At 45.2% G+C, this 23,338-nt stretch carries 17 protein-coding genes; 7 read left to right on the top strand and 10 right to left on the bottom strand.

Annotated features, from left to right (window positions below):
- Positions 1–124 precede the first annotated feature (124 nt).
- From LSG34_RS00665 to LSG34_RS00650, 4 genes are all read right to left on the bottom strand, one after another.
- Positions 125–1,243 (bottom strand): hypothetical protein, encoded by a 1,119-nt coding sequence (locus LSG34_RS00665; protein WP_233006899.1) that lies wholly within the window; start codon positions 1,241–1,243, stop codon positions 125–127.
- A 53-nt stretch (positions 1,244–1,296) separates the two neighbouring features.
- The gene (locus LSG34_RS00660; RefSeq protein WP_233006898.1) at positions 1,297–1,914 is read right to left on the bottom strand and encodes a hypothetical protein; all 618 of its coding nucleotides are present in this window, start codon (positions 1,912–1,914) and stop codon (positions 1,297–1,299) included.
- 555 nt (positions 1,915–2,469) lie between these two features.
- Positions 2,470–2,916 (bottom strand): hypothetical protein, encoded by a 447-nt coding sequence (locus tag LSG34_RS00655; protein WP_233006897.1) that lies wholly within the window; start codon positions 2,914–2,916, stop codon positions 2,470–2,472.
- Positions 2,917–3,084: 168 nt separating this feature from the next.
- Positions 3,085–6,048, bottom strand: coding sequence for an ExeM/NucH family extracellular endonuclease (locus LSG34_RS00650; protein ID WP_233006896.1), 2,964 nt, complete (start codon positions 6,046–6,048; stop codon positions 3,085–3,087).
- A 288-nt stretch (positions 6,049–6,336) separates the two neighbouring features.
- Between LSG34_RS00650 and LSG34_RS00645 the strand changes: the two genes are divergently transcribed.
- The 3 genes from LSG34_RS00645 to LSG34_RS00635 all read left to right on the top strand — a co-directional run bounded on the left by LSG34_RS00645 (position 6,337) and on the right by LSG34_RS00635 (position 8,856).
- Positions 6,337–6,570: a hypothetical protein gene (locus LSG34_RS00645; RefSeq protein ID WP_233006895.1), complete on the top strand. Its 234-nt coding sequence runs from the start codon at positions 6,337–6,339 to the stop codon at positions 6,568–6,570.
- 281 nt (positions 6,571–6,851) lie between these two features.
- Positions 6,852–7,532 (top strand): response regulator transcription factor, encoded by a 681-nt coding sequence (locus LSG34_RS00640; protein WP_233006894.1) that lies wholly within the window; start codon positions 6,852–6,854, stop codon positions 7,530–7,532.
- Positions 7,507–8,856 (top strand): HAMP domain-containing sensor histidine kinase, encoded by a 1,350-nt coding sequence (locus tag LSG34_RS00635; RefSeq protein WP_233006893.1) that lies wholly within the window; start codon positions 7,507–7,509, stop codon positions 8,854–8,856. The genes LSG34_RS00640 and LSG34_RS00635 overlap by 26 nt, the downstream gene beginning before the upstream one ends.
- 1 nt (position 8,857) lies before the next feature.
- On the opposite strand, the gene LSG34_RS00630 is transcribed toward LSG34_RS00635, so the two are convergent.
- Positions 8,858–9,592 carry an alpha/beta fold hydrolase gene (locus tag LSG34_RS00630; protein ID WP_233006892.1) on the bottom strand — a complete coding sequence of 245 codons (735 nt, stop codon included), beginning with the start codon at positions 9,590–9,592 and terminating at the stop codon, positions 8,858–8,860.
- A gap of 181 nt (positions 9,593–9,773) precedes the next feature.
- Between LSG34_RS00630 and LSG34_RS00625 the strand changes: the two genes are divergently transcribed.
- The 4 genes from LSG34_RS00625 (at position 9,774) to tamB (ending at position 17,539) form a co-directional block, all read left to right on the top strand.
- Entirely contained in the window at positions 9,774–10,727 is a 954-nt protein-coding gene (locus LSG34_RS00625) for an ABC transporter ATP-binding protein (RefSeq protein WP_233006891.1), read from the top strand.
- On the top strand, positions 10,724–11,893 hold the full coding sequence (locus LSG34_RS00620; RefSeq protein ID WP_233006890.1) for an ABC transporter permease: 1,170 nt from the start codon (positions 10,724–10,726) through the stop codon (positions 11,891–11,893). Before LSG34_RS00625 ends, LSG34_RS00620 begins: the two co-directional genes overlap by 4 nt.
- 121 nt (positions 11,894–12,014) lie before the next feature.
- The gene (tamA, locus tag LSG34_RS00615) at positions 12,015–13,724 is read left to right on the top strand and encodes an autotransporter assembly complex protein TamA (RefSeq protein WP_233006889.1); all 1,710 of its coding nucleotides are present in this window, start codon (positions 12,015–12,017) and stop codon (positions 13,722–13,724) included.
- Positions 13,721–17,539 carry an autotransporter assembly complex protein TamB gene (gene tamB, locus LSG34_RS00610; protein ID WP_233006888.1) on the top strand — a complete coding sequence of 1,273 codons (3,819 nt, stop codon included), beginning with the start codon at positions 13,721–13,723 and terminating at the stop codon, positions 17,537–17,539. Before tamA ends, tamB begins: the two co-directional genes overlap by 4 nt.
- Positions 17,540–17,745: 206 nt before the next feature.
- Here tamB and LSG34_RS00605 read toward each other — a convergent pair whose 3' ends face one another.
- From LSG34_RS00605 to LSG34_RS00585, 5 genes are all read right to left on the bottom strand, one after another.
- The gene (locus LSG34_RS00605) at positions 17,746–18,231 is read right to left on the bottom strand and encodes a hypothetical protein (protein ID WP_233006887.1); all 486 of its coding nucleotides are present in this window, start codon (positions 18,229–18,231) and stop codon (positions 17,746–17,748) included.
- A 41-nt stretch (positions 18,232–18,272) separates the two neighbouring features.
- Positions 18,273–19,559 carry a polymorphic toxin type 44 domain-containing protein gene (locus tag LSG34_RS00600; protein ID WP_233006886.1) on the bottom strand — a complete coding sequence of 429 codons (1,287 nt, stop codon included), beginning with the start codon at positions 19,557–19,559 and terminating at the stop codon, positions 18,273–18,275.
- A gap of 902 nt (positions 19,560–20,461) precedes the next feature.
- Positions 20,462–21,235 (bottom strand): methyltransferase domain-containing protein, encoded by a 774-nt coding sequence (locus LSG34_RS00595; RefSeq protein ID WP_233006885.1) that lies wholly within the window; start codon positions 21,233–21,235, stop codon positions 20,462–20,464.
- Positions 21,236–21,260: 25 nt separating this feature from the next.
- On the bottom strand, positions 21,261–22,025 hold the full coding sequence (locus tag LSG34_RS00590; RefSeq protein WP_233006884.1) for a Nif3-like dinuclear metal center hexameric protein: 765 nt from the start codon (positions 22,023–22,025) through the stop codon (positions 21,261–21,263).
- Positions 22,018–23,286: a glycosyltransferase gene (locus LSG34_RS00585; RefSeq protein WP_233006883.1), complete on the bottom strand. Its 1,269-nt coding sequence runs from the start codon at positions 23,284–23,286 to the stop codon at positions 22,018–22,020. Before LSG34_RS00585 ends, LSG34_RS00590 begins: the two co-directional genes overlap by 8 nt.
- Between the last annotated feature and the right edge of the window lie 52 nt (positions 23,287–23,338).

Here is a 23,338-nt window from a genome sequence, read left to right as displayed (position 1 = left end):
CAAAGATCAATTCAATCAGTATCTGACAGACGTGTTTGAGTTTCAAATTATGAAGATCTAATAAGGGGCACGGGACAAGACGTGACCCCATTGGTGGGTGTGTAAGTAAAAATCAAATTGAAAATCATGTTCCGCCCCTCAAACGCCCAGCATATAACCAGCCTTTTTCTTCCAAAAATCTGAGTATCTCATCTCCTTTTACTTTGTTCTCTGTCCCAAAGTACCCCCTTATTAAGCACCATCCATAGTTCAACGCACCGACATTTAAATCCCCTAATTCATATGATTTTTTATAATAATTGCAGGCCTTGGGAATATCTTTAGCTACTACATGACCTTCCATATAAAAATCTCCAAGTTTAATTGCTGCATGAGCTTCTCCTTTTTGTTCACGAGCCTGGTACTTCATCAGAAGATTGTCAGTAGAGAAGGTTCTTTCATATTCTTTTTCATATATCAAACATACTTTATCAGACAATACATTAGCCAAACTACACCATTGCTCCACATAGAATTTAAATCGACTTTGAGTTGTTGGATGAGTTGCATAGATATTTTTTTTAAAACCGTAAAATCGTTCAAGTTCATTGATGTACCCTATTGATATCAGTTTTCCAAGACCACTGGTATCGTCAAGGCTCCGCCCTGCTTCTATAGCCCAATTATCAGCCCTAATTTCTTGCGCTATCTTGTAGGCATTGGAACTGCTCTCTTCATATGTTGCATCTAAAGCAATGTGTCCGAGTTCATGCAATAACACGTCAATGATTGCGAGAGTGAATAAAGTGCTTACTGGAAATGCGGAGTTGTTTATCGCCTTATTAGTTTCCTCTTCATTTAGGCCGAAAAACTCCGCAGGCTGAACGGGTATGTCACCGTTCCAATATGTTGGATGCCGCCAAAGCAGGTAGTGAAAATACCACTCTCTAAAGTGCTCATTTTCTGTGTATCCTTCTATCACAGTTGCCTCGGAGTAAAGCCAAATTCCCCACATAAAGCCGCTTGATATTATTATTTCTTTTGTATCTGAGTTTGCTGCTGCTACATTTCGCCCATAAAAGTCTGTTACGAATACTACCTTAACGTCTTGAGTTCGAAGCCGTTCTGAATGAGGTCGATCCGCTATAACCAATGGAAATATATTTTTCTGAATATCATTTAGTAAGAGCTTAAAGTTTTCTTCGGAAGCTTCTGCATTTACCGTAGTTGAATAAGAAATTATAAGTATAATGGTAAAAGCCAAACCGAATCTTTGTTTGTTGTGTTTTCCAAACATTTGCTAGTTCTCTCTATACTTTATTTACTTACTGCCCCTTGGTATTCTTTAAATAACTCACAGTTATCTTGCGTATACCCTTCTGGTACCTCAACGCCATTCTTACAAGCTTCACGCAATAATGGGGGAAACGCTTCCATTAAAAAAATTTTCCTAGACATAGCGAGTTCTGATATTGCTGACTTTAGCTTCCTTATTTCCTCAATATTTGGGTTTTCAAGCTTTGACAACGCTTCATTTAATAAAACATGCTGTAGTTCAAGCTGTTTAGTGGCTGAAACGAATTTAAGTTGCCAAGGCTCTTGGGCACTTGATAAGAAAGCAAGTTTTACACTTGAGGTACAGCTCTTAGTTGCAGTGTCGTTCGATTTGAAAGATGTGTTGATTCCCTCTAAAGATGCTTGTGTAGTCGAAATATTAATGACAACCCACGCCCCAAATAAAGCAAAAAAAACTCCAGGCCCAACTTTTTGCATGCTTACTTTAATCGTTTGAGTTGATATGCCTGCAGACTGTTCTTGAACAATACCTCTTAAGAACAAATGCCAGCCAGCTGCTATTGAAAGCCCACCGATCAATATAGAAATCACCCGCTCAACAGAGCGCCATTGAATAAGTTCTATGTATAAATTTTCCATTTTAATATTCTCGAATTTTATTACATCGACAACAATCCAATTAATTCAGAGATAAACAGTCTGCAAAACAATCACAAATAGATATAAATATAGTTAATATTCATATGCCTTTACGCCGCCCACTCCCCCTAGCGTACATTTCTGTGGTGTATGAAATGTTGAAGTATGTTTTCAATCACTACCTATAATACTTTAGGGCTTGCCGCTTACAGAAAGTTATCAATCGCAAACGCACGTTAATATGTATTGACATACATCATTGGCTTTAAATTTAATACCGTAAGACAAAGCATTCAAACCACACAGCTACGTTAATACGCCCTGCCCCAAGCGCACGCCTTTAAGTCTACACCCAGGATCAGTTTTTGTTCCTGTTTCAAAGTAGTATGTTGTCCACATTTTGACAATGCTGAAATAAAGATTTGAGAAGACGGCTTGAAGATAGCCCAATAAACAAAGCATGGAAGCAATACTTATGCTTCCAATGTTAGCTGCAGATGGTATTTGGTTTGAGGCTGGGAAGACGGAGCATTCCCAAAGCCATTCAAGAGCTTTCTAGAGCCTATCCGCAGGCCCACAAAGAGGTAACTTTTTCATCTCCTGCTCTGTTGCACTGTCGTTACATTCACCAATAATGCGCTCGTAACCATGCTCAAAACTGCTGTCGAGTTCAAAGTAGCCTTCTTTACAGAATTGTTTTGTTTCCATCAGTTCGGCTAACTCGTCGTATAAAGGACCTTCGCCAGGTTCTTTATCATACCTGTCGGTATTGGCTGGCCGGGCTCGCCTTTGCATAGACCGCTCTTCTGCCATACGTTGCATCATGACCTTTTGTTCTATTTGCATAGGACGGCCTTTGCGGTAGCTGAATTGTTTACTTTGATCCGGATGCACGCAGGCTTTAAAAATTGCCTTCGCCTCAGAGCGCTGATGCGGCGTGGATGAACATCCGGCCAGAAGCACTACAACACTCACAAGCCCTACCCAATACTGTTGTTTCACCTGACTATTTTCCTTTTACTGGAGCGTGAATACCCTGGCCCTGAATCAACCAGACTCTGGCTAAACTATTAGGTTCCTTGTAACACAAAATAACCCTGATGAGCAGCCAAAAAAACAGCCACCTGTAGGTGGCTGTTTCGTTATTCTCTGGCCGAACTCAAATACAAGTTAACCAAATAACCAACCTAACACAGCTTTAATCACAGAAATCACCCACTGCACCACTGCATTACCTTTGCTATCTTTGACTTCAATCACATAAGTCACAGTAGTACTGACGCCTAAGGAGTCAGTCGCCTTGATGCTGAACTTAAGTTCTGGCTGATGCTTAGAATTCAGTTTCTTTTTCAGTGCCAACTGACCATTCTTGAACGTCAGGTACTTATCACCATCGATCAGTTGAACGCTCTGGATACTGGCGTTGTTGCCTGTAGCTTGCGCTTTGACTGTCGCCAGTAAAGTACCAGGGCGAATGCTGTCAGAAATCACTGAGGGTAAACCTTCCAAAGTAACAACGGGTAACTCAGGCAAGTTATTTAGTTGTACTTCAACTGTGGCTGGTTCTGACACCAGACCAGTTTCAGTTTGTACTGTCAGTTCAAAACGCAGTACCTGACGGCTTTCAAAGTCCAGCTCTGCACCAGCGGCTACGACTAACTGGCCAGTGGCATTGATACTGAACAAGTCAGCTTGCTCACCCGATAATTGGTAGTCGGCTATAGCTACAGCAGAACTGGTGACAATTTGCCCCACTACAGTACCAGCTGCAGATTGCTCATCCAGCAGGAAAAACTGGTCTTCGACTAATGGTTTGGCAAAATAAACCGACATCACCATAGGATCATGATCAGAAGAGCGGAACGGGCCTGGCGCATAGAAGTTTGCCTTAGCAAGCTCAGACTTATACTCTTCGTTGTAATCCAGGATCACAGGTTCATCAGCGTTGATGGCCCACTCTGTCACTTCTGCCACACGGTTTTTAATTTCACCTGCGGCAAATACATGGTCCAGCGTGCCCGACTCGCCATTAAACACGTAAGAGCTGACTTTATTGCCATAAAGCTGCTGACTAACCTGAACATAACCTGCGTCATTCATAGCGCGGATTGGGTCTTCCTGCATATAGGCATTAAAGTCACCTACAATCACGCTGTTGTCTGTTTCTACACCTGTTGGGTAACCGGCCAGCCAATTGTGCATCGCTTGCACGGCCTGAAGACGTACTCCATTCCAGCAGCCCTGACCATCGCCTGAGTCAATGTTCGCTAAATCCGCTTTATCACTTGGGCAGCTGCCTTTAGATCGTAAGTGCGCCACGGTGAAATTCAACAATTCAGCGGATTGTGGCAGTTTAAAACTCTGGCTGATCAGTGCTCTGTTACCATAATCAAAAGGCACAGCTGTAGTGACAGCAGCGCTACCCGCCTGAACTACTTTGTCCTTGCGATAAATCATGGCTGACGTAATAGCATCAGTCCCAACTTGTGGCATCGCAAAATCGACAAAAGCCCAAACATCAGCACCCGCTTTTTCATTCAAACCACGCACTAAATCTGCAATAGCGGATTGCTCGGCAAAACCGTCGTTTTCAATCTCCAGTAAACCCACTAAATCAGCGTTCATCGCAGAGATGGCAGCAATAATTTTGTCGCGTTGTTTGGCAAATTCAACAGCAGTTGAAGCACCACGGGAGGTAGGGAAACCATTTCCTGCGCCATCACCGTTGAAATAGTTCAGCACGTTGATGCTGGCGATGCGGTAATCGCCTTTGCTGATCACAGGCTGTTCAGTACGTGGATTGCTGCTGACAAACACAGGTTCAGTTAATGGATGAACACGGTATTTACTAAAACCGTAACCAAGCACTGCCTCAAAAGGTAAAACTTCATCGCCAACCCGCACAGTGTTAGTGGCAGATAAACCAGGAGCCGGATACACAGTGTCTTTATTTTGCAGGTTAGAGCCATCATCCAAGACCAGCTTGTTCAGGCTATTCGCTGCCATCACAGCTTTGGCTGCATCACCTGGCAAAGCCACCTGAGTTGGCTGATACAAACGCTCAGACGACAAACCCAGCTCGTTATAGCGGCCTAAACCATAGTTATCCGTCACCACCAGACGTTCGGTTAAGCGCACTTTCATGCCTTCAACCGCTTCAAACTGACTTAAACTGGCCACAGGTAAAGTCACAGGTACAGCAGCAATGCTCTCACCTGCGCCACAAGAGGTTAAGTCAACCAGTTTAGCCAGTTGCGTCTGACCAAAAGACTCTTCCACTACAGCGCTGACCCGAACCTTGTCACCCACTAACGCGGCTTTACCAGACAGGTTGTCGTACACAAACACAGCTTCAGAGCTTTGGGCGTCTAAGTCCTGATCCGCAGCTTCTTCCTGAATAAAGAAACCTTTTAAGCCAGTACTATCCTGAAAACTTGCTGTCACTACAGCTTCTACCGAAACCGTCTGACCTTTCAGAGGGGACTCCTCTGTCTCGCCCTGAATGGCAGAAATCAGTGTGGTTGCATCACCACATTGACCGTGCACATAAACAGGATCTTCCGGTGTGCCAGGACCAGTGCCGTTATAGCTGCCGATATCACTGAAATCATCCTGAGCAAACTGCTCATACTGCAATGAAGGGTCAAATACATCAGTCGTTGTGATATCCCCTGTAGTGACTGAAGCTTTGCGTCTTAAGCTTTTATCGACAGTCGAAACACCACCGCTATTCCATGCGCTACCTGGATCAACACCAACCTGGCCAAAGGAATCTATCACCTGGTCGCCTTTGGATAACACCAGCGCATCATCACCGTTATACCAGGACGAGCTATTGAGCAACTGGGCTTTATCTTTTAGCGCAGCCACAGAATTGCTATTAGCGATCACATAAACAGCGCCAGGGGCCAGGGTACCGGTTAAATTAATAGTGGTGGCTGCTGTGGTATTGCCATTAAAAAACATCTGCAGTTTGTACTGGCTTAAATCAACGGCAGTGCTGCCCAGATTCGCCAGTTCTATGGCTTTGTTATTAGACGAACCTTCAACGTATTCAGAGATCAGTAATTCAGCCTGCAATTGCGGACTTAACGCCAACGCAACAGCGACTGCACATAAATTTTTTATGCTCATGGAGTTCACTTTTAGGGTTATTTATAATTTTAACGGGTAAACATTAGAGGTTAACAATGTTACAACCATATTAATAAACCAAGGCTTTTATTTAATCAATCGCAATATTTGTGACATCAGACTGAATTCAGCGGCTATTCATCGTCATTTTTAAACTTTTTAACCAATCAGCGGAACAAAGCCAGCCGAACTTTTGTCAGAGCCATTGCATGAGAACTCCTCCCGGAGTGAGAGAAGTAGTACACGACAGGGAACATTATTAAAAAGCGCTAAACCGGAGCTCAATCCATGATGACCACTATCCGTAATCGTATTTTGGCTTTTTTAGATCTGGCGCACTGCCACTACAAAGTGGAAGGCAATACCATCACCACTTCTACTGCTGTGCTGGCCTTTACCGCTGATCATTTATCTATTATGCGTGAAGGTAAACCTGAACGTTTAATGCCTTATGAAAAGCTGAATATGGATAAAATTTTGTTTTTACTGACGGCTCAGGCGGACAAAACACCGACACATTAAAGCTGCAAAATAGTGTTTTGGTGACCACTGGTAAGTAAAGCGTAAGAAAACAGCCAGTAAGCTGACTCCTGTTGAATTCGCTCAGATGGAGTCAGTTAATGAATTTGCGTCCCGTTGCACAGCTCACTTTACTAGTGGCGTTGATCTGTTTTATCTCCCCTTTTCGCCCCGTCGCTGCAGAACATGGTCAGCAAGCAGTGGACGCGGGATATAAGTTAAGCAGTCTTTACTCTTTTTTCGCCATCAACTTGCCGTGACAGAAAGAGGATCCGGGGCATTATATGAGCAGAATACTGCTGGTCGAAGACCATGAACGCCTGAGTGAACTGGTATGCACCGCACTACAAAGAGCAGGTATAGCAGCTGATACTTTTTCTGACGCAAAATCAGCATTACAGGCCATACAGATCCAGCCTTATGAATTATTAATTCTGGACAGAGGTTTACCTGATGGTGACGGTCTGGATTTGCTGCGCCATCTGAGAATGAACCGGCAGAATCTGCCTTGTCTGGTACTGACCGCCCGCAATGCCCTGCATGATCGCATCGACGGATTAGAAAGTGGCGCCGATGATTATCTGATCAAGCCTTTTGCCATGGACGAGCTGGTCGCCAGAGTGCGGGCTTTGTTGCGTCGTCCGGGCCAGCTACAACTCAATGAACCTGAATACGGCGGCACCCGTTTATGCCTGCATTCGGCTTCAGTGCATTATGGTTTGCAAAGCAGTCTTTTAGCCCCGGCTGAGCTGCAAATACTACAAACCTTGATGCAGGAACAAGGCAAAACAGTACGCAGACAAAAACTGGAGCAAACTGCCTGGGGTTTAACTGATGCCGTCACTCCAAATGCACTGGATGTGGCATTGCACCGGATCAGAAAAAAACTCAATGCTATAGGTTCTCCGCTTGTTATCAATAATATCAGAGGCTTAGGTTATGCTATCAGCCAATCGCAAACGTAATCTAACCTTTCGTTTAATCATCACTTTTGTCGCAGCCTTAGCCCTGACTTTAGCCAGCATCTTTTTTTACATTTTTGTGTTGAACCCTGATCTGATACTGCAGCGCACTCTGGATAAGCAGATTTATTATTTAGCTGAAGAAATCATACCGGACGCAGAAGGCCGCCCTGCCAGCAAAGCCTACGACGACGAATATGATTGGGTCTACAAAGTATTAAGTTCGGAGTTGCAGTATCAGATCACCGACAGCAAGGGCCTCGCCATACTGCAATCTACCCCGGATGCTGGCCAACTGCTCAATCAGGTAAACCAGCAATTTTCCACTGAAAAGCGCTTGTTTCAAGTGAGCTATCAGGGCCTGCTGTATTATGTAAACAGTGCCCCTTTGCCAAACTATCCTGGCTATTATGTGCAGGTTGTTGCCAGCGACCGGCTGATGAGTATCTTCCAGCTGACGAACCTCAAACCTTTGTCTGTCGTAGCCGTGTTGGTTTCCCTTCTCTGTTTGCTGCTAATAAGTCTGGTCGTTTGGCTGACTATTGGTTATATGCTCAGGCCGCTAAAAAACGCATCTGCCACTGCCGCTCAAATTGAACCCCATAGCCTGACCCAACGCCTGGCTACTCATAAACTGCCTCAAGAGGTGTTGCCGCTGATTAATGCTTTTAATCAGACGCTGGATCGGCTGGAAAAAGGTTTTAAAGTGCAGCAGGAGTTATTGGCAACCACTGCACATGAGTTAAAAACACCGCTAGCGCTGCTTAGAGGCGAAATTGAAATGGCCGAACATTTCCCCAAACGTGAGGTATTACTCAAAGATATCGATCAGATGGCCCGGTTAATCCACCAGTTGCTGCACTGGGCTGAAGCCAGAGAAAGTCAGAACTATCAGTATCAACCATTGTATTTGACCGATGTGGCAGAAGAAGTCGCACTGTATTTAAACCGGCTGGCGGTCATTTTTCAGGTGCAGATAGCCGTTGTGGAAAAGTCACAAGCCCCTCTGTTACATGCCGACCGCAGCACTTGTTTTGTACTGTTGAAAAACCTGCTGGAAAATGCGATTCACCATGCCCCTCCCCATTCTGTGATTGAACTGACCATCACAGACTCTGGTATTAGTGTGCGTGATTATGGCCCAGGCATATCACCTGAGCATTTACCCTGGCTTTTTACCAGGTTCTGGCGGGGTCCTCACAGGCGCCATCAGGGAGCAGGCCTTGGACTGGCCATTTGTTATGAAATTGCCACTACCCATGGCTGGCAACTGAAAGCATCCAATAGCTCACCCGGTGCTTGTTTTTCCTTGCAAACCAGCCCTTGATTCAGCCTGTTAATGCAGCCTGCTGTGGTAAATCGAAGCCCAGCTGCTGAATAAAGAGTTTAAGATGCCATGCCGCTTGTGCTGGTATGGCTTGCAATAAAAAATGCGGCGCGTCCAGTCGAACCAGTTGCATTTCAGGTTGAAGCTGCAACAAGGATTTGGCATTAAAGGCCCAGATCAGCCGGTCTTGCCGCGCCTGAAGATACATCAGAGGAAGAGTTAAAGTCGCAAATTCAGGCAGTACATCAACCTGCAACACCTGTTTAGCCCGGTGTTTAATCACTTGTTCCGGCACCATAGTCAGAGCCTTTTCCAGCAAAGCGGATAACTCTGTATTGGCATAACGGCCCTGCAACCATAAAGCTGTCCAATGATGCACCAGTTCATTCCACGGCAGTTTATCAACAGCCCCCGCCAGCCCTTTGATTGCAGGTAAAGGGTTACGACCAAAAGTACAACACAGTACCAGCGCTTTTAAATGCTCTGGTTGTTCTGCCGCCAGTAAAATACCCAAAGGACCAGAAAAAGACTCGGCCAGCAGCAGATAAGGATGCTGTGGTAGTTGTGGCCGGATAAAATCCAGCAACTGCAGATAACCCCATTGCTGGTCCAAAGGATAAGCAATCACCTGAAGTTCATAGTCAGGTGCTAACTGCTGCCCAAGCTGCTGATACAAAGTACCAGTTCCATCCAGTCCTGGCAGCAACACTATGGTTAGTGCAGTTTTTACTTTCATCGCTCTGCTCTGCCTCAGATATATCTTTATGCTCAGTGTACCCGAGTCAGATGACAAAGGGCTGACAAAAACCTGCACGCCAACAAGTTAATAAATTGTCACACTTTTCTGTTGTTGTGAAAGCTACAGCATTGATATGCTTGGACAACCAGAGTTACGCCATACCCCATAAGGACAGATCATGCTTAGGATTTCTGCATATCAAATAGAAAAAAGTTACAGCACAGTCAAAGCCGTCAACCGCATCAGTTTTGATGTTCAATCAGGCCAGATTTTTGCGCTGTTAGGTCCCAACGGTGCCGGAAAATCTTCCCTTATTCGAATGCTGGTTGGCTTAACCCGCCCCGATGCAGGCAAAATCCGTATTGAGTACAAAGGCGAAGAACTCAGTGCATTACCTAAACGTTGTTATGGCTATTTACCGGAAGACCGCGGTTTGTATCTGGATAAAACTGTGCGGCAAAACCTGACTTATATAGCTAAGTTAAGGGGCATGGCCGCAGCGGACATCAGTGCCGCGTTAGTGCAGTGGTGTACCCGACTCGATTTACTGGAAAAAATGGACGACACCTTAAATAAACTGTCAAAAGGCAATCAGCAAAAAGTACAACTGATTAGCTGCGTGTTGCATAAACCCGACCTGCTGATTTTAGATGAACCCTTCTCCGGTCTGGATCCTGTCAATCAAGAGCATGTGTTAGCTATCCTGACTGAGTTAAAACAAAGTGGCACTACTGTTATTTTAAGTGCTCACCAAATGGCTTTGATTGAGCGTTTAGCGGATCAAATGTTGCTGCTGAACAAAGGTGAACTGGTGGCTCAGGGCAGTCTGGCGCAAGTCAGCTATCAGTTGGATCCAAAACAATGGTTTGAAGTCAGCTTTGAACAGCAGGTTAACTCTGAAGCGCTTGAGCGCTTAACTGCAGTAGCTGAATTCAAAACCCTGGCCCCCTCGAAAATTCAGCTGACCTTAAAAGCTGGTTTTAGTGTCAGTCAATTGCTGCAGCAGTTGACCAGCGTAGCTGAACTCGCTGATTTCAGTCGTATCCAGCCCAGTTTGCATCAGTTGTATCTCACTGCGGTGCAGCAACATAATCAGCAAACCACTGCAGATGCACAAGGAGATGCAGCATGAATTTATGGACTATAGCTGTATTTGAATTCCAACGTTACTTCAAGTGGAAACAAGAGCTTATTAGCGCGGGCATACTGGTCACATTTTTAGTTCTTTCCGCCATCTGGCCTGTGCTGGAAGCTTGGCTCGACAATGACTATAAAGTCGCGCTGGTCAGCAGCGCTGCTGCACCTAAAATCAGCGGCTTTACCATCAGTCAAATTCCGGACAACTCGGCAGAAACTGCATTATCAGGTCTTGGAGATGTCTGGGATTTAGTCGTTCAGGTCAAGGACGATAAGCTGGTGATGACGGCAGAATCCAGTGCCAGTTGGCAGGATAAAATCACACCGGAACTGCAGAACTGGTTGCAAAAACAGCGAATTAATCAGTTGCCACTGAGCGCAGAACAAAAAGCTATTGTGAATATTCAGCCTGACGCAGAGCTGGTTTTTCTGAAGAAAGACTCAGCCAAACAAAACAAGGAACAAAAAATTGTTAGTGGTGGCTTATTATTGCTGATGGCTATAGGTGTATTTTCAGGTTTTGGTTTTATGTTTACCGCCATTACCACAGAGAAACAACAACGGGTTACAGAACAACTGCTAACCCTGATCAGCACCAAAGAATGGATTGACGGCAAAATTTTAGGCATTTCATTATTTTGTCTTAAAAGCATGATCACCACTGGCCTGTTCTTTTACATCATGATCCAGGCCATAGCTCTGGCTAAAGGCAATGGCTTGTATGTTTTACCTATTACTGTATTGGAACTTGCCAGCACCTTGATTTTTGTCAGTTTAGGTTTGCTGTTAATCAACAGCTTTATGGCGGGTTTTGCCGCCACTATTGACGACCCCAACCATTCCAGCCGCTCTATTATGATGTTTTTACCTACAGTACCTCTGGGTGTGGTGTTCAGCGCTATGGACAATGCTGAAGGCACCTTGATGCACGTATTAAGTCTGTTTCCGCTGACGTCTTTTGCCGCTATGCCAATGCGCATGGCATCAGTTTCAGTGCCATGGTGGGAATGGATTTTATCGCTCATTTTGCTGATTGCCTGTCTGTTCTGGCTTAAAAATGCAGCCAGCCGGGTATTTGAATTGGGCATTCGTATGTATGGTAAAGAACCAGAGTGGTCCTTGCTAATGAAAACCTTTTTGTTTGCGAGGGTTAAAGATTAAGAAATAAGCAAACTGGTCCATTAAGTAGTTGAAAACGTACTGAACTCTATCAGACTGTTATACTCTTAGAGCCAAGCCGGACCTTGCTGGTCCGGTATTAACACAAAGGATAGTTCGCATTTTGTTGTACAGGACTCTGGCCATTCTGGCGCTGCTTGCCGCCTCTGCCGCAGCAGCGCATCCCCAAATTGAACTCAAGGGTGTTTCGGGCCCCCTTGCTGATAACATTGAACTTTATTTGGACAGGTTGCCCGCTAAAAACAACCTTGGTTCCAGACGTTTTCAAAACAAAGTCATGGAGGATGTCAAACTCGCAGGCCGGGCAGTTGGTTATTACCGCATGGCTATAGAGCCGAGCCTTGTCGGTAAAGAAAAAAAACAAAAGCTACGACTGACCATTAAACCTGGTGAAGCTTTACGACTGAAATCCGTCAAAGTGGAAATTCTGGGTGAAGCTTCGACCGATCCTGAGTTTGCCAAACTGGTGAAACAAGTTGGCCCTAAGGTCAATCACAGGGTGCATCATGGCCGTTATGAAGAAATCAAAAATCAGCTGAACTCGCTGGCTTTGCGCCGTGGTTATTTTCAGGCAAAGTTTGTTAAACAAGAACTGTCCGTTGCCCCACGCCTGCTGCAGGGCTTTATTCATATTCAATTTGACTCTGGCCCACGTTATCACTTTGGTGAAGTCGCCTTTGAAGGCAGCCAAATCCGTGACGAACGTTTACGCTCCATGTTGCCTTTTAAGCCGGGCGAACCTTATCTGTCCAGCCAACTGGGTGAACTGAATCAGCGTCTGGCTGAAACCAATTGGTTTCGCAGCATAGATGTCACAGTGGATGAACCTGAAAATGCTGAACAGCAACTGGCTGTGAAGATTAAAGTCGAACCGCAAATTCGTAACACGGTGGAGACTGGTGTGGGTTATTCCACCGACCTGGGGCCACGTATTAAACTGAACTGGAACAAACCCTGGCTCAATGACAGAGGCCATAGTTTAAACAGTAAAATGGCGTTATCGGGCCCTGAACAAACGGTTGAGGCAGGTTATAAATGGCCGAAGAAAAATGTCAGCGAAGATTTTTATAAACTCAATTTTGGTATAAAAAATAAAGATTTAGAAGATACCCGTAGTCAGGAATACAACACCTCTCTGGAGCGGCACTGGTTACTGGACGATGCCTGGTACAGAACCGCTTCTGTGCGCTGGTTATATGAAGATTATGTGCAGGGTACGGATTCAGGCAGCGCCAATCTGATTATGCCAGGCATTAGCTTCAGCCGCAGTTGGGACAGTGGTGGCAGTATGCCCTCTGAAGCCACCCGGTATTTAATTGGCACTGAAGTCTCAGATCCGGCCTGGGGCTCAGACAGCAGTTTTGTGCGTTTGCGCAGTCGTGTTGGCTGGATCGGGTCTTTTTCCGATGATCAGCGTTATCTGGTTCGGTTTGATGCCGGTGCCGTGCTGATGGAAGCCATCACTGAGCTGCCGCCTTCTCTGCGCTTTTTTGCGGGTGGTGATAATAGTATTCGTGGTTATTCGTACGAATCCATTTCTCCTGTGGATACAGAAGGCAGCTTGATTGGTGCCCGTTATATGGCGACTGCCGCACTTGAGTATCAGCACAGGGTGTCAGGAAACTGGTGGGCTGCTGCATTTTTTGACGCCGGTAGTGCCTGGAATGATAAGGCCGATATTTACCGTGGTGTAGGTTTAGGTGTGCGCTGGGCTTCCCCTGTTGGCCCTATTCGTATTGATGTTGCATGGGGATTGGATGTGCCCTCCGATCAGGCCCTGCAGTTGCATTTTAGTTTGGGGCCGGAATTATGAGTGTGAATGGCAGCGAAGAGCGCACTACCATGCCTGATGTGAAAAACGTCAGCTCAGCTTTTAGTTGGAAGAAATTCTTTTTAGCCTTCAGTTTATTGCTGTTGCTCAGTCTGATTGTGCTGTTTTATACCAATAAACCTCTGCAACTGCTGAACCGGTTGCTACCAGATAACAGCCCTGTTCAAATAACCCAAATCAGCGGCACGCTAGCCGAAGGTTTTACGCTGACCGGATTGCAGTTTGAGCAAGATGGAGTACAGCTACAGATCAGTAGCCTTGCAGCTAAAGTCAGCTGGTATTGTTTAGGCCGATTTGAGATTTGTCTGGACAGCGCAACAGCAGAAGGTGTGCACCTGGTACTTAGCCCGTCCACTCTACCCGAAGTAGCACCAGAGCATGAAGATACAGTACTGGAACTACCCAAAGTCAGTATTACACAACTACAGATCACTGATCTGACGGTACAGCAAGGTGAACTGCAGCTTAGTCTCAATAGCCTGAACACAGAGCTAAAATTAGGTGGTCAGCAAATCCAACTGGGTGACACGCTACTGGACCAATTACAGTTGCATTTACCGGAAGCTTCAGAACAAAACAGTGTCCCATCTAACACAATAAAAGCCACCACAACAGCCAGCACCGCAACGAACAGTGTGGCCTGGTGGCATTATCAGATGCCACAACTAACGCGAATTGAATTGCCGTTGTGGTTGAGTGTAAAAAAGCTCAGATTACAGCAGCCTAAAGTCACAGGAGCGCAGCAACTTTCTGCAGAGCAGCTTAGTTTTTCCCTCGAAGCCAATCCGGATCAGTTTGAGCTTACGGAGTTTAAACTTACTCAACTGCAAATAACCCAGCCGGATTTGCAAGGCAACCCAATCAATGCCGAAGCACAACTCAGTCTGACCAATTCCACTCCTTTTGCATTGCAGGGCTTTGTCAAAGCCGAAAGCTCTGGGTTAGTACTCAATAGCAGCATAGCCGGTTCATTAGATCAATTGCAGCTAGGCCTTGAACTGACAGGTACCCAGCAGGCTAGCGCCCAGATAGAAGTCGCACCGCTGACCGCCGGACTACCAATACAACTGCAATTAAAAGCCACCAGCCTGCATTGGCCACTACAAGGTGAGCCCTTATATAAAATGCAGCAATTGCTGATTGATGCTGAAGGTTCATTAGCTGATTTGAAGCTCACTTTACAAAGCCAGCAACAACTTCCTCAGTTGCCAGATAGCCAACTGCAACTGAATGCGCATTGGCAAGCCCCGGTGTTGAGCTGGTCTGCATTAACGCTGAATTCCGCATTGGGCAATCTAAGCAGTACTGGTGCTTTGGATTTAACCAAAGAGCTGGCGCTTGATGCGGCCCTTTCGCTTGATCAAATGCAACTGGAGCCATGGCTAAAAGATTATCCGGGACAACTCAGTGGGGATATCAAACTCAAAGCCAGTTACCACCAGCAACAATGGCAGCTTGAGCTTCCGACTTTAGCGATTCAGGGGCAAGTGCGCCAGCAACCGCTGTCTTTATCGGGTCAGCTGCAGGCCAAAGGCAAAGCTCTGGACGTAGAGAAGTTAAGCAGTAAGACACTGGTGCTACAGCATGGCAACAATAAAATCACCGCTGAAGGGGAAGTGACAGACAAATGGCAAATGGCTTTGTCTGTAGCTGCTCCCGATCTGGCCAGCTCTATTCAGGGCGCTCAAGGCAGTCTGATGGCCGATGCAAAAGTCACAGGTCCACAACAACACCCGGCTCTGGATATCAAGCTGCAGGGTGAGAAACTGCGTTATAAAAAGCTAATGCGTCTGCAAAACCTTAGCCTGAATGCACTGATTAACAGCAATAATCTGGATCATCAACTGGAACTGACCTTAGGTAAAGGCACGCTTTCAGGACAACAACTGAATTCTGCACAGTTGCTGCTGACAGGCAATAAAAACAGCAGCGATTTGGTACTGCAGCTGGATGGGGCCGACTACAAAGCACAGCTACAGGCAGCAGCCACAGCAAAACCTAAACAACAGTGGCAAATAGAGCTGCAACAAACTCAATTACAGACTCCTGTCGGTCATTGGGCTTTAGCCGATACGATACTGATGACGCTGGATTGGCCAAAACAACAACTCAGTTTGCCAGCTCATTGCTGGTCATCAGAGCCGGGTAGACTCTGCCTGGAGAAAGCCAGCAAAATCAGCGGCAGCCAGGGCGACTTAGCAGTGCGGTTGCAACAGTTTCAGCTGGCTTTGCTGGAACCTTTTATTGGCGAATCACAACGATTAACGGGCGAAGCCGATGCAGATGTGCAGCTGAGCTGGGGTAAAAAACAAGGTCTGAATGCAGCGATTAAGCTGACAGGCACCGCAGGTAAATGGCAGCAAACCGACGTCAATCCTTTACAACTGCCGTGGCAAAGCTGGAATGCGGCACTGACATTGACGCCAAAACAGCTTTCCAGCAACTGGCAAATGCAGTTCAGTGAAGACCGTTCACTCAAAGGTTCAGCCTCCCTGCCCGATTTAACTGCAGAGGATAAAAAGCTCGAAGCAGAGCTGACTTTAACCCGATTGGATTTAAGTTTTTTACGCACTTTATTGCCAGAGCAAAGTGAATTTATCGCCACTTTAAATGGTCAGGTTCGCGCTAGCGGCACCTTGGGCCGGCCTTTATTGTCAGGTCAACTCAAAGTCAGTGAGGTGAAATTGCAGGGGAATAATGCCCCGCTGGATATAGAACAAGGCAGTCTGCAGCTGGATTTTTTACAACAAAAAGCTCTGCTAACTGCGGAAATTCAAAGTGGTGAAGGTAAAGCACAATTATCTGGTTATGCCGACTGGTTTGATTTAGCCAACTATCAGGCTCGTTTAGCGTTAAGCGGCCAGCAACTGCCGCTTACCCTGTCGCAAGGTGTGGTCTATATCAATCCTGAAGTGACAGTGTTGGCGCAAAATCAGGTGGTTGCAGTGCAAGGCACTGTGCAAATTCCAAAAGCTGATATAGCGATAGACGATTTACCGCAAAACGCGGTGCAAATCTCAGATGATGAGATATTGCTAAATAAAGAACTGGAAGTGCGCCGTGGTGCCGTCACCAGTTCAATTAAATTAGTTACCGAAATGCGGCTGATTTTAGGGGATGAAGTGAAGTTGCAGGCTTTTGGCTTAAAAAGCCGCTTAAAAGGTCAGTTATTGTTTAGTCAGAATGGGCCGCAACAACGTTTAAAAGGTGAAGTGAATATTCTGGATGGTACCTTTCGCTCTTACGGCCAGGATTTGCTGATCCGTAAAGGCAAACTGATATTTAATGGTCCTGCCGATCAGCCATTTTTAAATATTGAAGCGATACGTAACCCCTCCTCTACTGAAGATGATGTGATTGCAGGTATTCGAGTGAACGGCCCTGCGGATCAAGCTTCAGTGGTTATTTTTTCAGAGCCGTCTAAACCTCAGGCTAATGCTTTGTCTTATCTGTTGATGGGACGGGATTTATCCGGTAGCGCTGATACTAAAAGTAATCCGTTAACCAGCGGTTTAATCGGCCTTGGTATTGCCAACAGCAACGGCATGGTCAGCCAGTTAGGTCAGGCGTTGGGGTTTGAGCAATTTACATTGGATACAGCGGGCACTGGTGATGACTCACAAGTCACGGTCAGCGGCTATTTATCACCGAAACTACAGCTGAAATATGGTGTGGGGATATTTAACTCCTTGGGGGAATTCACCTTAAGATACGAGCTGATGAAAAACTTCTACCTTGAAGCTGTGCAAGGAATAGACAGCGCAGTGGATGTACTTTACAAGTTTGAGTTTGATTAGGGTTTAAGCTGATATAGAGATTGCATCTCTGAACATTCTCAAGAAAGGACTTAGCATGCCTGTTCAACCCAGATCCATTGCGTGGCGCTTCATTCGTTTTATCCCTTTGGCAATCGTCTTTACTTGCTAAACCAATGAGAACACGAGTGAAGCACCTCTCCAAATGCTATAGATCATACCTATGGTTTGAATTTACACTTTATCAACTAATTACTAATGTAAGACAAATACCATCCATCGCTTAATGGCATATCGAAAGCAACACTTTTGTTTTCAACATCATCACTGAGTGACTGGTTTGTATTTTCTAAAATAGTTGGAGATTCGATCTGAAAGCTATAATCATATATAGTACCGTTACCAGCAAAACCACGAGCAAAGTAGCCAATAATCAGACTACAATTCCCGGCTTTTGTTTTTTTGTAGATCAATGCGTAAGCACCAATTTTTTTTAATAGTGAATCAATACCTTCAATTCTTTGATCATCTGGAACCTTATCCAAATGGTAACCATAGCCATTCTTATCAGTACCAAATTTTTGTTTTTCTTGCCCTAAAGCACATGCCAGTTTTTCCAGTTCATTAAATGATGATGTATTTTTATAAAAATTATCTTTAACATCGTCAAGTGTTGGTGGACGCTCACAGGCTGTCATTGATAAAACAAATGTAATGAAGATTAATCTTTTCAATTGTAGTAACTCCTATTCCATACTATGGAGAAGAAAGACTATTAGTATTCCTTCCAACAATAGACAGCTTGCCCTTCCTGAACAAAACACCACCAAGTTCCAACACCTGAACCGCCACCGCCACCAGCTACATAACCGCCACCTAAACCACCACCACCAGAGCCACCACCTGATCCACCGCCACCTGTGCTACCACCAGATGAACCATTAGCAACAGATGCTGCATCAATACAAGATACTGAGGCAGTATCGGACTGGTTTTCCATAAACACTTCATCATGATAGCGAATACCAGACAGTGTTTGCTCAGGGTCACCTGGGTTATCACCAGAATTAGAGAGAAAGTTATAGATACCACGGGGAAACGCCGTCCAACCATTTTTTCCTATTGGTTGGTAAAATGCAGCGCCTCTTAATATTGCGTCTTCAGAGAAACCCATAGCTCTTGCGTTTGCACCAAACAAAAAATTGCCCATGGAAGCGGAGCCAACATAATCAGGCAATTTAGCATGTGCTACATCCAAAGCCCCACCTATTTTGTGCATTACAATTAAACGAGTCATGGCTGCAGCAAACTGGGCGGTATATGCTGGGTGAGTACTCTCAATATTTTCCATCCATGCTCTTGACTCTCTTAAAACAGCATTAATATTTAGCTCTGAACCAGAAATCTGATTTTTAGGAGGACTTTCTGGTGGCCTATTGTCGTCATTACATTGGGATGCTTCATTTGTTGAGGTAGCAGCTAAAGCTGTTAGTGTGGTTTCACCTATGTTTAAAGTGGCACTCTGTTGTTTATTCAGATTGCCTACTCGTTGAATTTCACAACCATTACATGTCGGTGGTTCAACAAATGGTTTTACTGCTTTCGAGTGTAAGCCTATGTAAATAACTGTCTCTCCTGAGATAGGATTACTATCATGTACAATAGTAAAATTGTACTCAATATTTGGAGTCAAGGGGGTTAATGTAATTTTGAACTCTGTATTATGAAGAGTATTCAGATGCGAATTAACACTAGCACTCAATGCGGATTGCTTTTTATTTAAAATTACAGTGCCTGATACAGAGGTTATTCTAATGTTGTAATCCGCATTTCTCTGAAAGCTAGGGTCGGCAGTAAAATACGTTTTCGCAGAGTTCGCGTTTTTTATACTAATACATTTCGACTGCGTTTGAGTGCTTATTTGTACCATTGAGTTTTGGATAGCGTTGCTGCATGCATTTGCCTGCGAATTAAACGAAGCAGTAAACATAAAAACAAATAAAAAAAATAAAAAACTAGATTTCATACCAATCATCCCTCTTTTAACAAAAATATAGTCCATATAGGTTATCAATTATGATTTATTTAAATAGAAGCACCAACTGCATCAATATCAAATAAGATCTAGTACCCTGAAGTAGCGATTAAATACAACATAGGGTAATCAATTTACTCACACTTAAAATAAAGTTTATTCTAAATGTTGCCTGGCTTGGCCGTAACACAGAAATAAGTGAATTACCGACAACTTAACTGCACTCTGTTCCATCTGACATTGAGTATCTCAATTGGGGTCAAGCTATCATATCAACCTCAAATAAAAAACATACTTATTACATATTTATCACGCACGGTGAAAAAATGATCACTTCTTGAACAGCATTGACGCTTTCAATCTTGAATTGTGCGTTATTCATACGATTACGTCCTTTAGCAGATTGTTTTATTGGAGCTACTTAGTCGGTATACCGTCCACCCCACTGCAGCCACAAAATCCCAATTGAGGCCGTGACTTAGCTCGTACCTCTTTTTCTCCAACGCAAGCATTATCCATGGGAGCGGGGTCGTCTTTTCTGAAATGCTTTCAAACCTGCTTTGACGTACTCAACAAATCGTACCGCTCAAAATAAAAAATGCCCGGCTGATAAGGCCGGGCCAGAACGTGGTCTTTGGATGGGCAAAGACTTCGGAGTTCGACAACAACAGCAGAACAGTTGTTGTCTTAGGGTCACAACATGTAACACAACAATTACCCGCCTACGAAATCAAGGTGCCTTCCTGGCAGGGTGCAGACTTCCCACTTGATTGCATATTTTGCAAATGATAACCGTTCGCATTACGGAATTAATCATAACAGCTTTATTCCACACTGCAACTGTTTTTTTACTTTAAATTCTCAGCAAATAAAAACGGGGTCAGCTCATATGGTTAACCATATGAGCTGACCCCGTTTTCAGGTTTTAGTTATACAGCGCGAAGCAGCAGGTGCTGATATCGCCCTATAGAGGCATAAGGCTCTTGCCTGTTGTATTGCAGTTCTACCTGTAACAACTTGTCAAACTCTGTTTCTTGTTCTGAGCGGTCACGCAGGTAATCATGAAAACAACGCACGCCGGTTTTACCTTCAATAACAAAACCAGCTTCTTTGCACCAGCGATAGACATCTTCAGGTTGCAGCGGATTTTGTGGGCTTAAACTGACTTTTTTCTTAAAGGCTAAATCGCGCAGCACATAGTTAAAATTGCCATAAATGATATTACTGAGGCGTTTGGCATCTTTGTTATAAAACATCAGCGACACCAGCCCGCCTGTTTGCACTAAGGCTCGCAGTTGTTTGATGGCCTCTGCAGGCTCATGCAACCATTCAAGTACAGCATGGCAAAGTACCACAGGAAACGCTGGCCATTGTTGCTCTGATAACTGCTGTAACGCCAGGGCATGACACTGGATTTGCGTATCGACACCACGCTCTTTTGCATCCTCAAGCGCCATATCCAGCATATCCTGCGACAAGTCAGTTAAGGTCACCTGATGGCCTTGCTCTGCCAATGCCAGCGCCAATTGGCCCTGCCCTGCGCCTACATCCAGAATACGGCTTGGTGTTGCTAAATCGGCGCATTCGGCAAAATCACGCAGCAATACCGCCTGACGTAAACGGCCTTTGGTGGTCTGATAAATATTCTTCTGAAATTTGCCCGCTATGCCATCAAAATTGCGGTCCTGCTGTTTTTTACTCACCACTGATTACTCACTACTTATAGACCTAAGCCGGATTATCGATATCAATAAATTCACAGACAACACCTGTACGCTGCTGCACAAATTCAGCCAGCGCTTTGATGCCATACCGTTCTGTGGCGTGATGGCCTGCGGCAATAAAATCGATGCCAAGCTCACGTGAGCTATGAATAGTTTGCTCCGACACTTCACCGCTGATAAAAAGCTCTGCACCAGCCGCATAAGCCTGATCGATATAAGACTGGCCGCCGCCCGTGCACCAGGCCAGTTCAGTCACTGGTTTATCCAGCACAGCATGTAACAGAGGTAAGCGGTTAAGCTCCCTATGCAGACGATCGGCAATCTGCTGACTGGTCATAGGATGTGCTAAAGTGCCACGCATGAGTACGCCGGATGGGCTGACACCAGGCACAGCCTGCCAGCTGGTTAACCCCAGCTTTAAGGCCAGCTGAGCGTTATTGCCAAGCAGCGGATGTACATCCAAAGGCAAATGGTAGGCTATCAGGCTGATATCGTGTTTAAGTAAGGTTTGTAAGCGGCGTTTTTTAATACCGGTAATGGCATAGTCTTCGTTTTTCCAGAAATAACCATGATGCACCATGACGGCATCAGCACCAGCAGCGAGCGCCGCATCCAGCAATGCCTGAGAGGCGGTAACACCAGCGACAATCTTTTTAATCTGGCTTTTGCCTTCGACCTGTAAGCCATTGGGGCAATAGTCTTTGATCAGACTACTTTGTAGCTCCTGATCAAGAAGTTGAATTAACGCCTGACGGCTGATTTCACTCATGTTTTGTCTCCTGCGTGGCAGAACTTCGTTTCAGCTCTGCCAGTTTAGTTTTTGCTTCAATCCACTGCGCCATAAACTGCGTGCTGCGATGCTGATGATGTCTGAGCATAGCGCCGGTGAAGTTGGTTAATCTATGCTGTGACAGCTGTTGCTGCATATCCATCAATTGTTGCCAGACGCGGGGCTGATGCTCATGGATGGAAAAACGTTTTGCCAAAATAACAAAACCTTGTTGCTGCTTTTGTTGCCATAAGGTTTGGTCCTGATACAAAAGCACTGCGGCATCGGCTATCTCTTGTGCGGTTTCGCACGTCAGTCCGGCCCATTCGCCTTGATGCAACATGCCTTCAGCGCCCACAGCTGTGGTTACATTGGGTGTACCCTGTGCCATTGCATCAATAAATTTACCTTTTAAGCCAGCTCCAAAAGGCAAAGGAGCCAATAACACCCGGGCACTTTTAATGACTTCTGCCGCATCTTCTGCCCAGCCTTTGATCAGAAATCCATCCTTCGGCTGATGCAACTGAGTGGCTTTAGGCGGTGGATAAGCACCATAAATATGCAGTTCTGCTTTAGGCAGTTGCTTACGGATCAACGACCAAATCTGCTGTTTGAGCCACAGAACAGCTTGCCAGTTGGGCTCATGGCGGAAATTACCAATAGAAACAAAATGCTGGCGCTGCGCAAATTCTGGTAAATCAGCTGCTATTTCTGTGTCCAGCCAAAACGGGCTGTAACATAAAAGCTCTGCTGGTACTTTAAAATGCTCAGTCAAAAGCTGCATTTCAGCTTCTGAGATAATCAACGTCAGATCAGAGCGATAAATAGCGGCAATTTCACGCTGCGCCTGTTCAGAATGCAAGTCCTGCAGTGTCACTTCCCTGCCTGCTTTAAACGCCTGCTGACGGGCTAAACGTAAAAAATGCAGATCTTCAGTATCCAATAGCCGTAAAGCTTTCGGGCACTGTTGCTCTACCCGCCAGCCAAACTGTTCTTCGAGCATAAAACGATCAAACATCACCATATCGGGTTGCCACTCTTTGAGTTGCTCGTCAAAACTGCTGTCGTTTAACTGAATTTGCTCTTCACTGATCTGCCACTGGCTTAAATCAAAACGGTGTGGGCTTTTTTCGGCTGGACTTGCAAAAATAACGGTCCAGCCCTGAGCGCGAAACATTGAGAGCAAAGACAACATACGGCTGCCAGCAGCAGAGGATTTAGGTTCAGGCCAGACGTAACCCACAACAAGAAGCACACTCATAAAAACTTAATTTCACCACAAGATCACAAAGGCCGTTAGTTTACCTTTATCC

Source organism: Rheinheimera faecalis (genome assembly GCF_021290965.1).
GTDB classification, from domain to species: Bacteria; Pseudomonadota; Gammaproteobacteria; order Enterobacterales; family Alteromonadaceae; genus Pararheinheimera; species Pararheinheimera faecalis.
This window is presented reverse-complemented; position numbering and strand designations above follow the sequence as displayed.

Excerpts from the sequence above, each read along its gene's own strand:
- LSG34_RS00645 (WP_233006895.1), top strand. The coding sequence starts at position 6,337 with ATGATGACCACTATCCGTAATCGTATTTTGGCTTTTTTAGATCTGGCG.
- tamB (WP_233006888.1), top strand. The coding sequence starts at position 13,721 with ATGAGTGTGAATGGCAGCGAAGAGCGCACTACCATGCCTGATGTGAAA.
- LSG34_RS00590 (WP_233006884.1), bottom strand. The coding sequence starts at position 22,025 with ATGAGTGAAATCAGCCGTCAGGCGTTAATTCAACTTCTTGATCAGGAG.
- LSG34_RS00650 (WP_233006896.1), bottom strand. The coding sequence starts at position 6,048 with ATGAGCATAAAAAATTTATGTGCAGTCGCTGTTGCGTTGGCGTTAAGT.
- LSG34_RS00635 (WP_233006893.1), top strand. The coding sequence starts at position 7,507 with ATGCTATCAGCCAATCGCAAACGTAATCTAACCTTTCGTTTAATCATC.
- LSG34_RS00620 (WP_233006890.1), top strand. The coding sequence starts at position 10,724 with ATGAATTTATGGACTATAGCTGTATTTGAATTCCAACGTTACTTCAAG.
- LSG34_RS00630 (WP_233006892.1), bottom strand. The coding sequence starts at position 9,592 with ATGAAAGTAAAAACTGCACTAACCATAGTGTTGCTGCCAGGACTGGAT.
- LSG34_RS00625 (WP_233006891.1), top strand. The coding sequence starts at position 9,774 with ATGCTTAGGATTTCTGCATATCAAATAGAAAAAAGTTACAGCACAGTC.
- LSG34_RS00640 (WP_233006894.1), top strand. The coding sequence starts at position 6,852 with ATGAGCAGAATACTGCTGGTCGAAGACCATGAACGCCTGAGTGAACTG.
- LSG34_RS00600 (WP_233006886.1), bottom strand. The coding sequence starts at position 19,559 with ATGGACTATATTTTTGTTAAAAGAGGGATGATTGGTATGAAATCTAGT.
- LSG34_RS00585 (WP_233006883.1), bottom strand. The coding sequence starts at position 23,286 with ATGAGTGTGCTTCTTGTTGTGGGTTACGTCTGGCCTGAACCTAAATCC.
- LSG34_RS00660 (WP_233006898.1), bottom strand. The coding sequence starts at position 1,914 with ATGGAAAATTTATACATAGAACTTATTCAATGGCGCTCTGTTGAGCGG.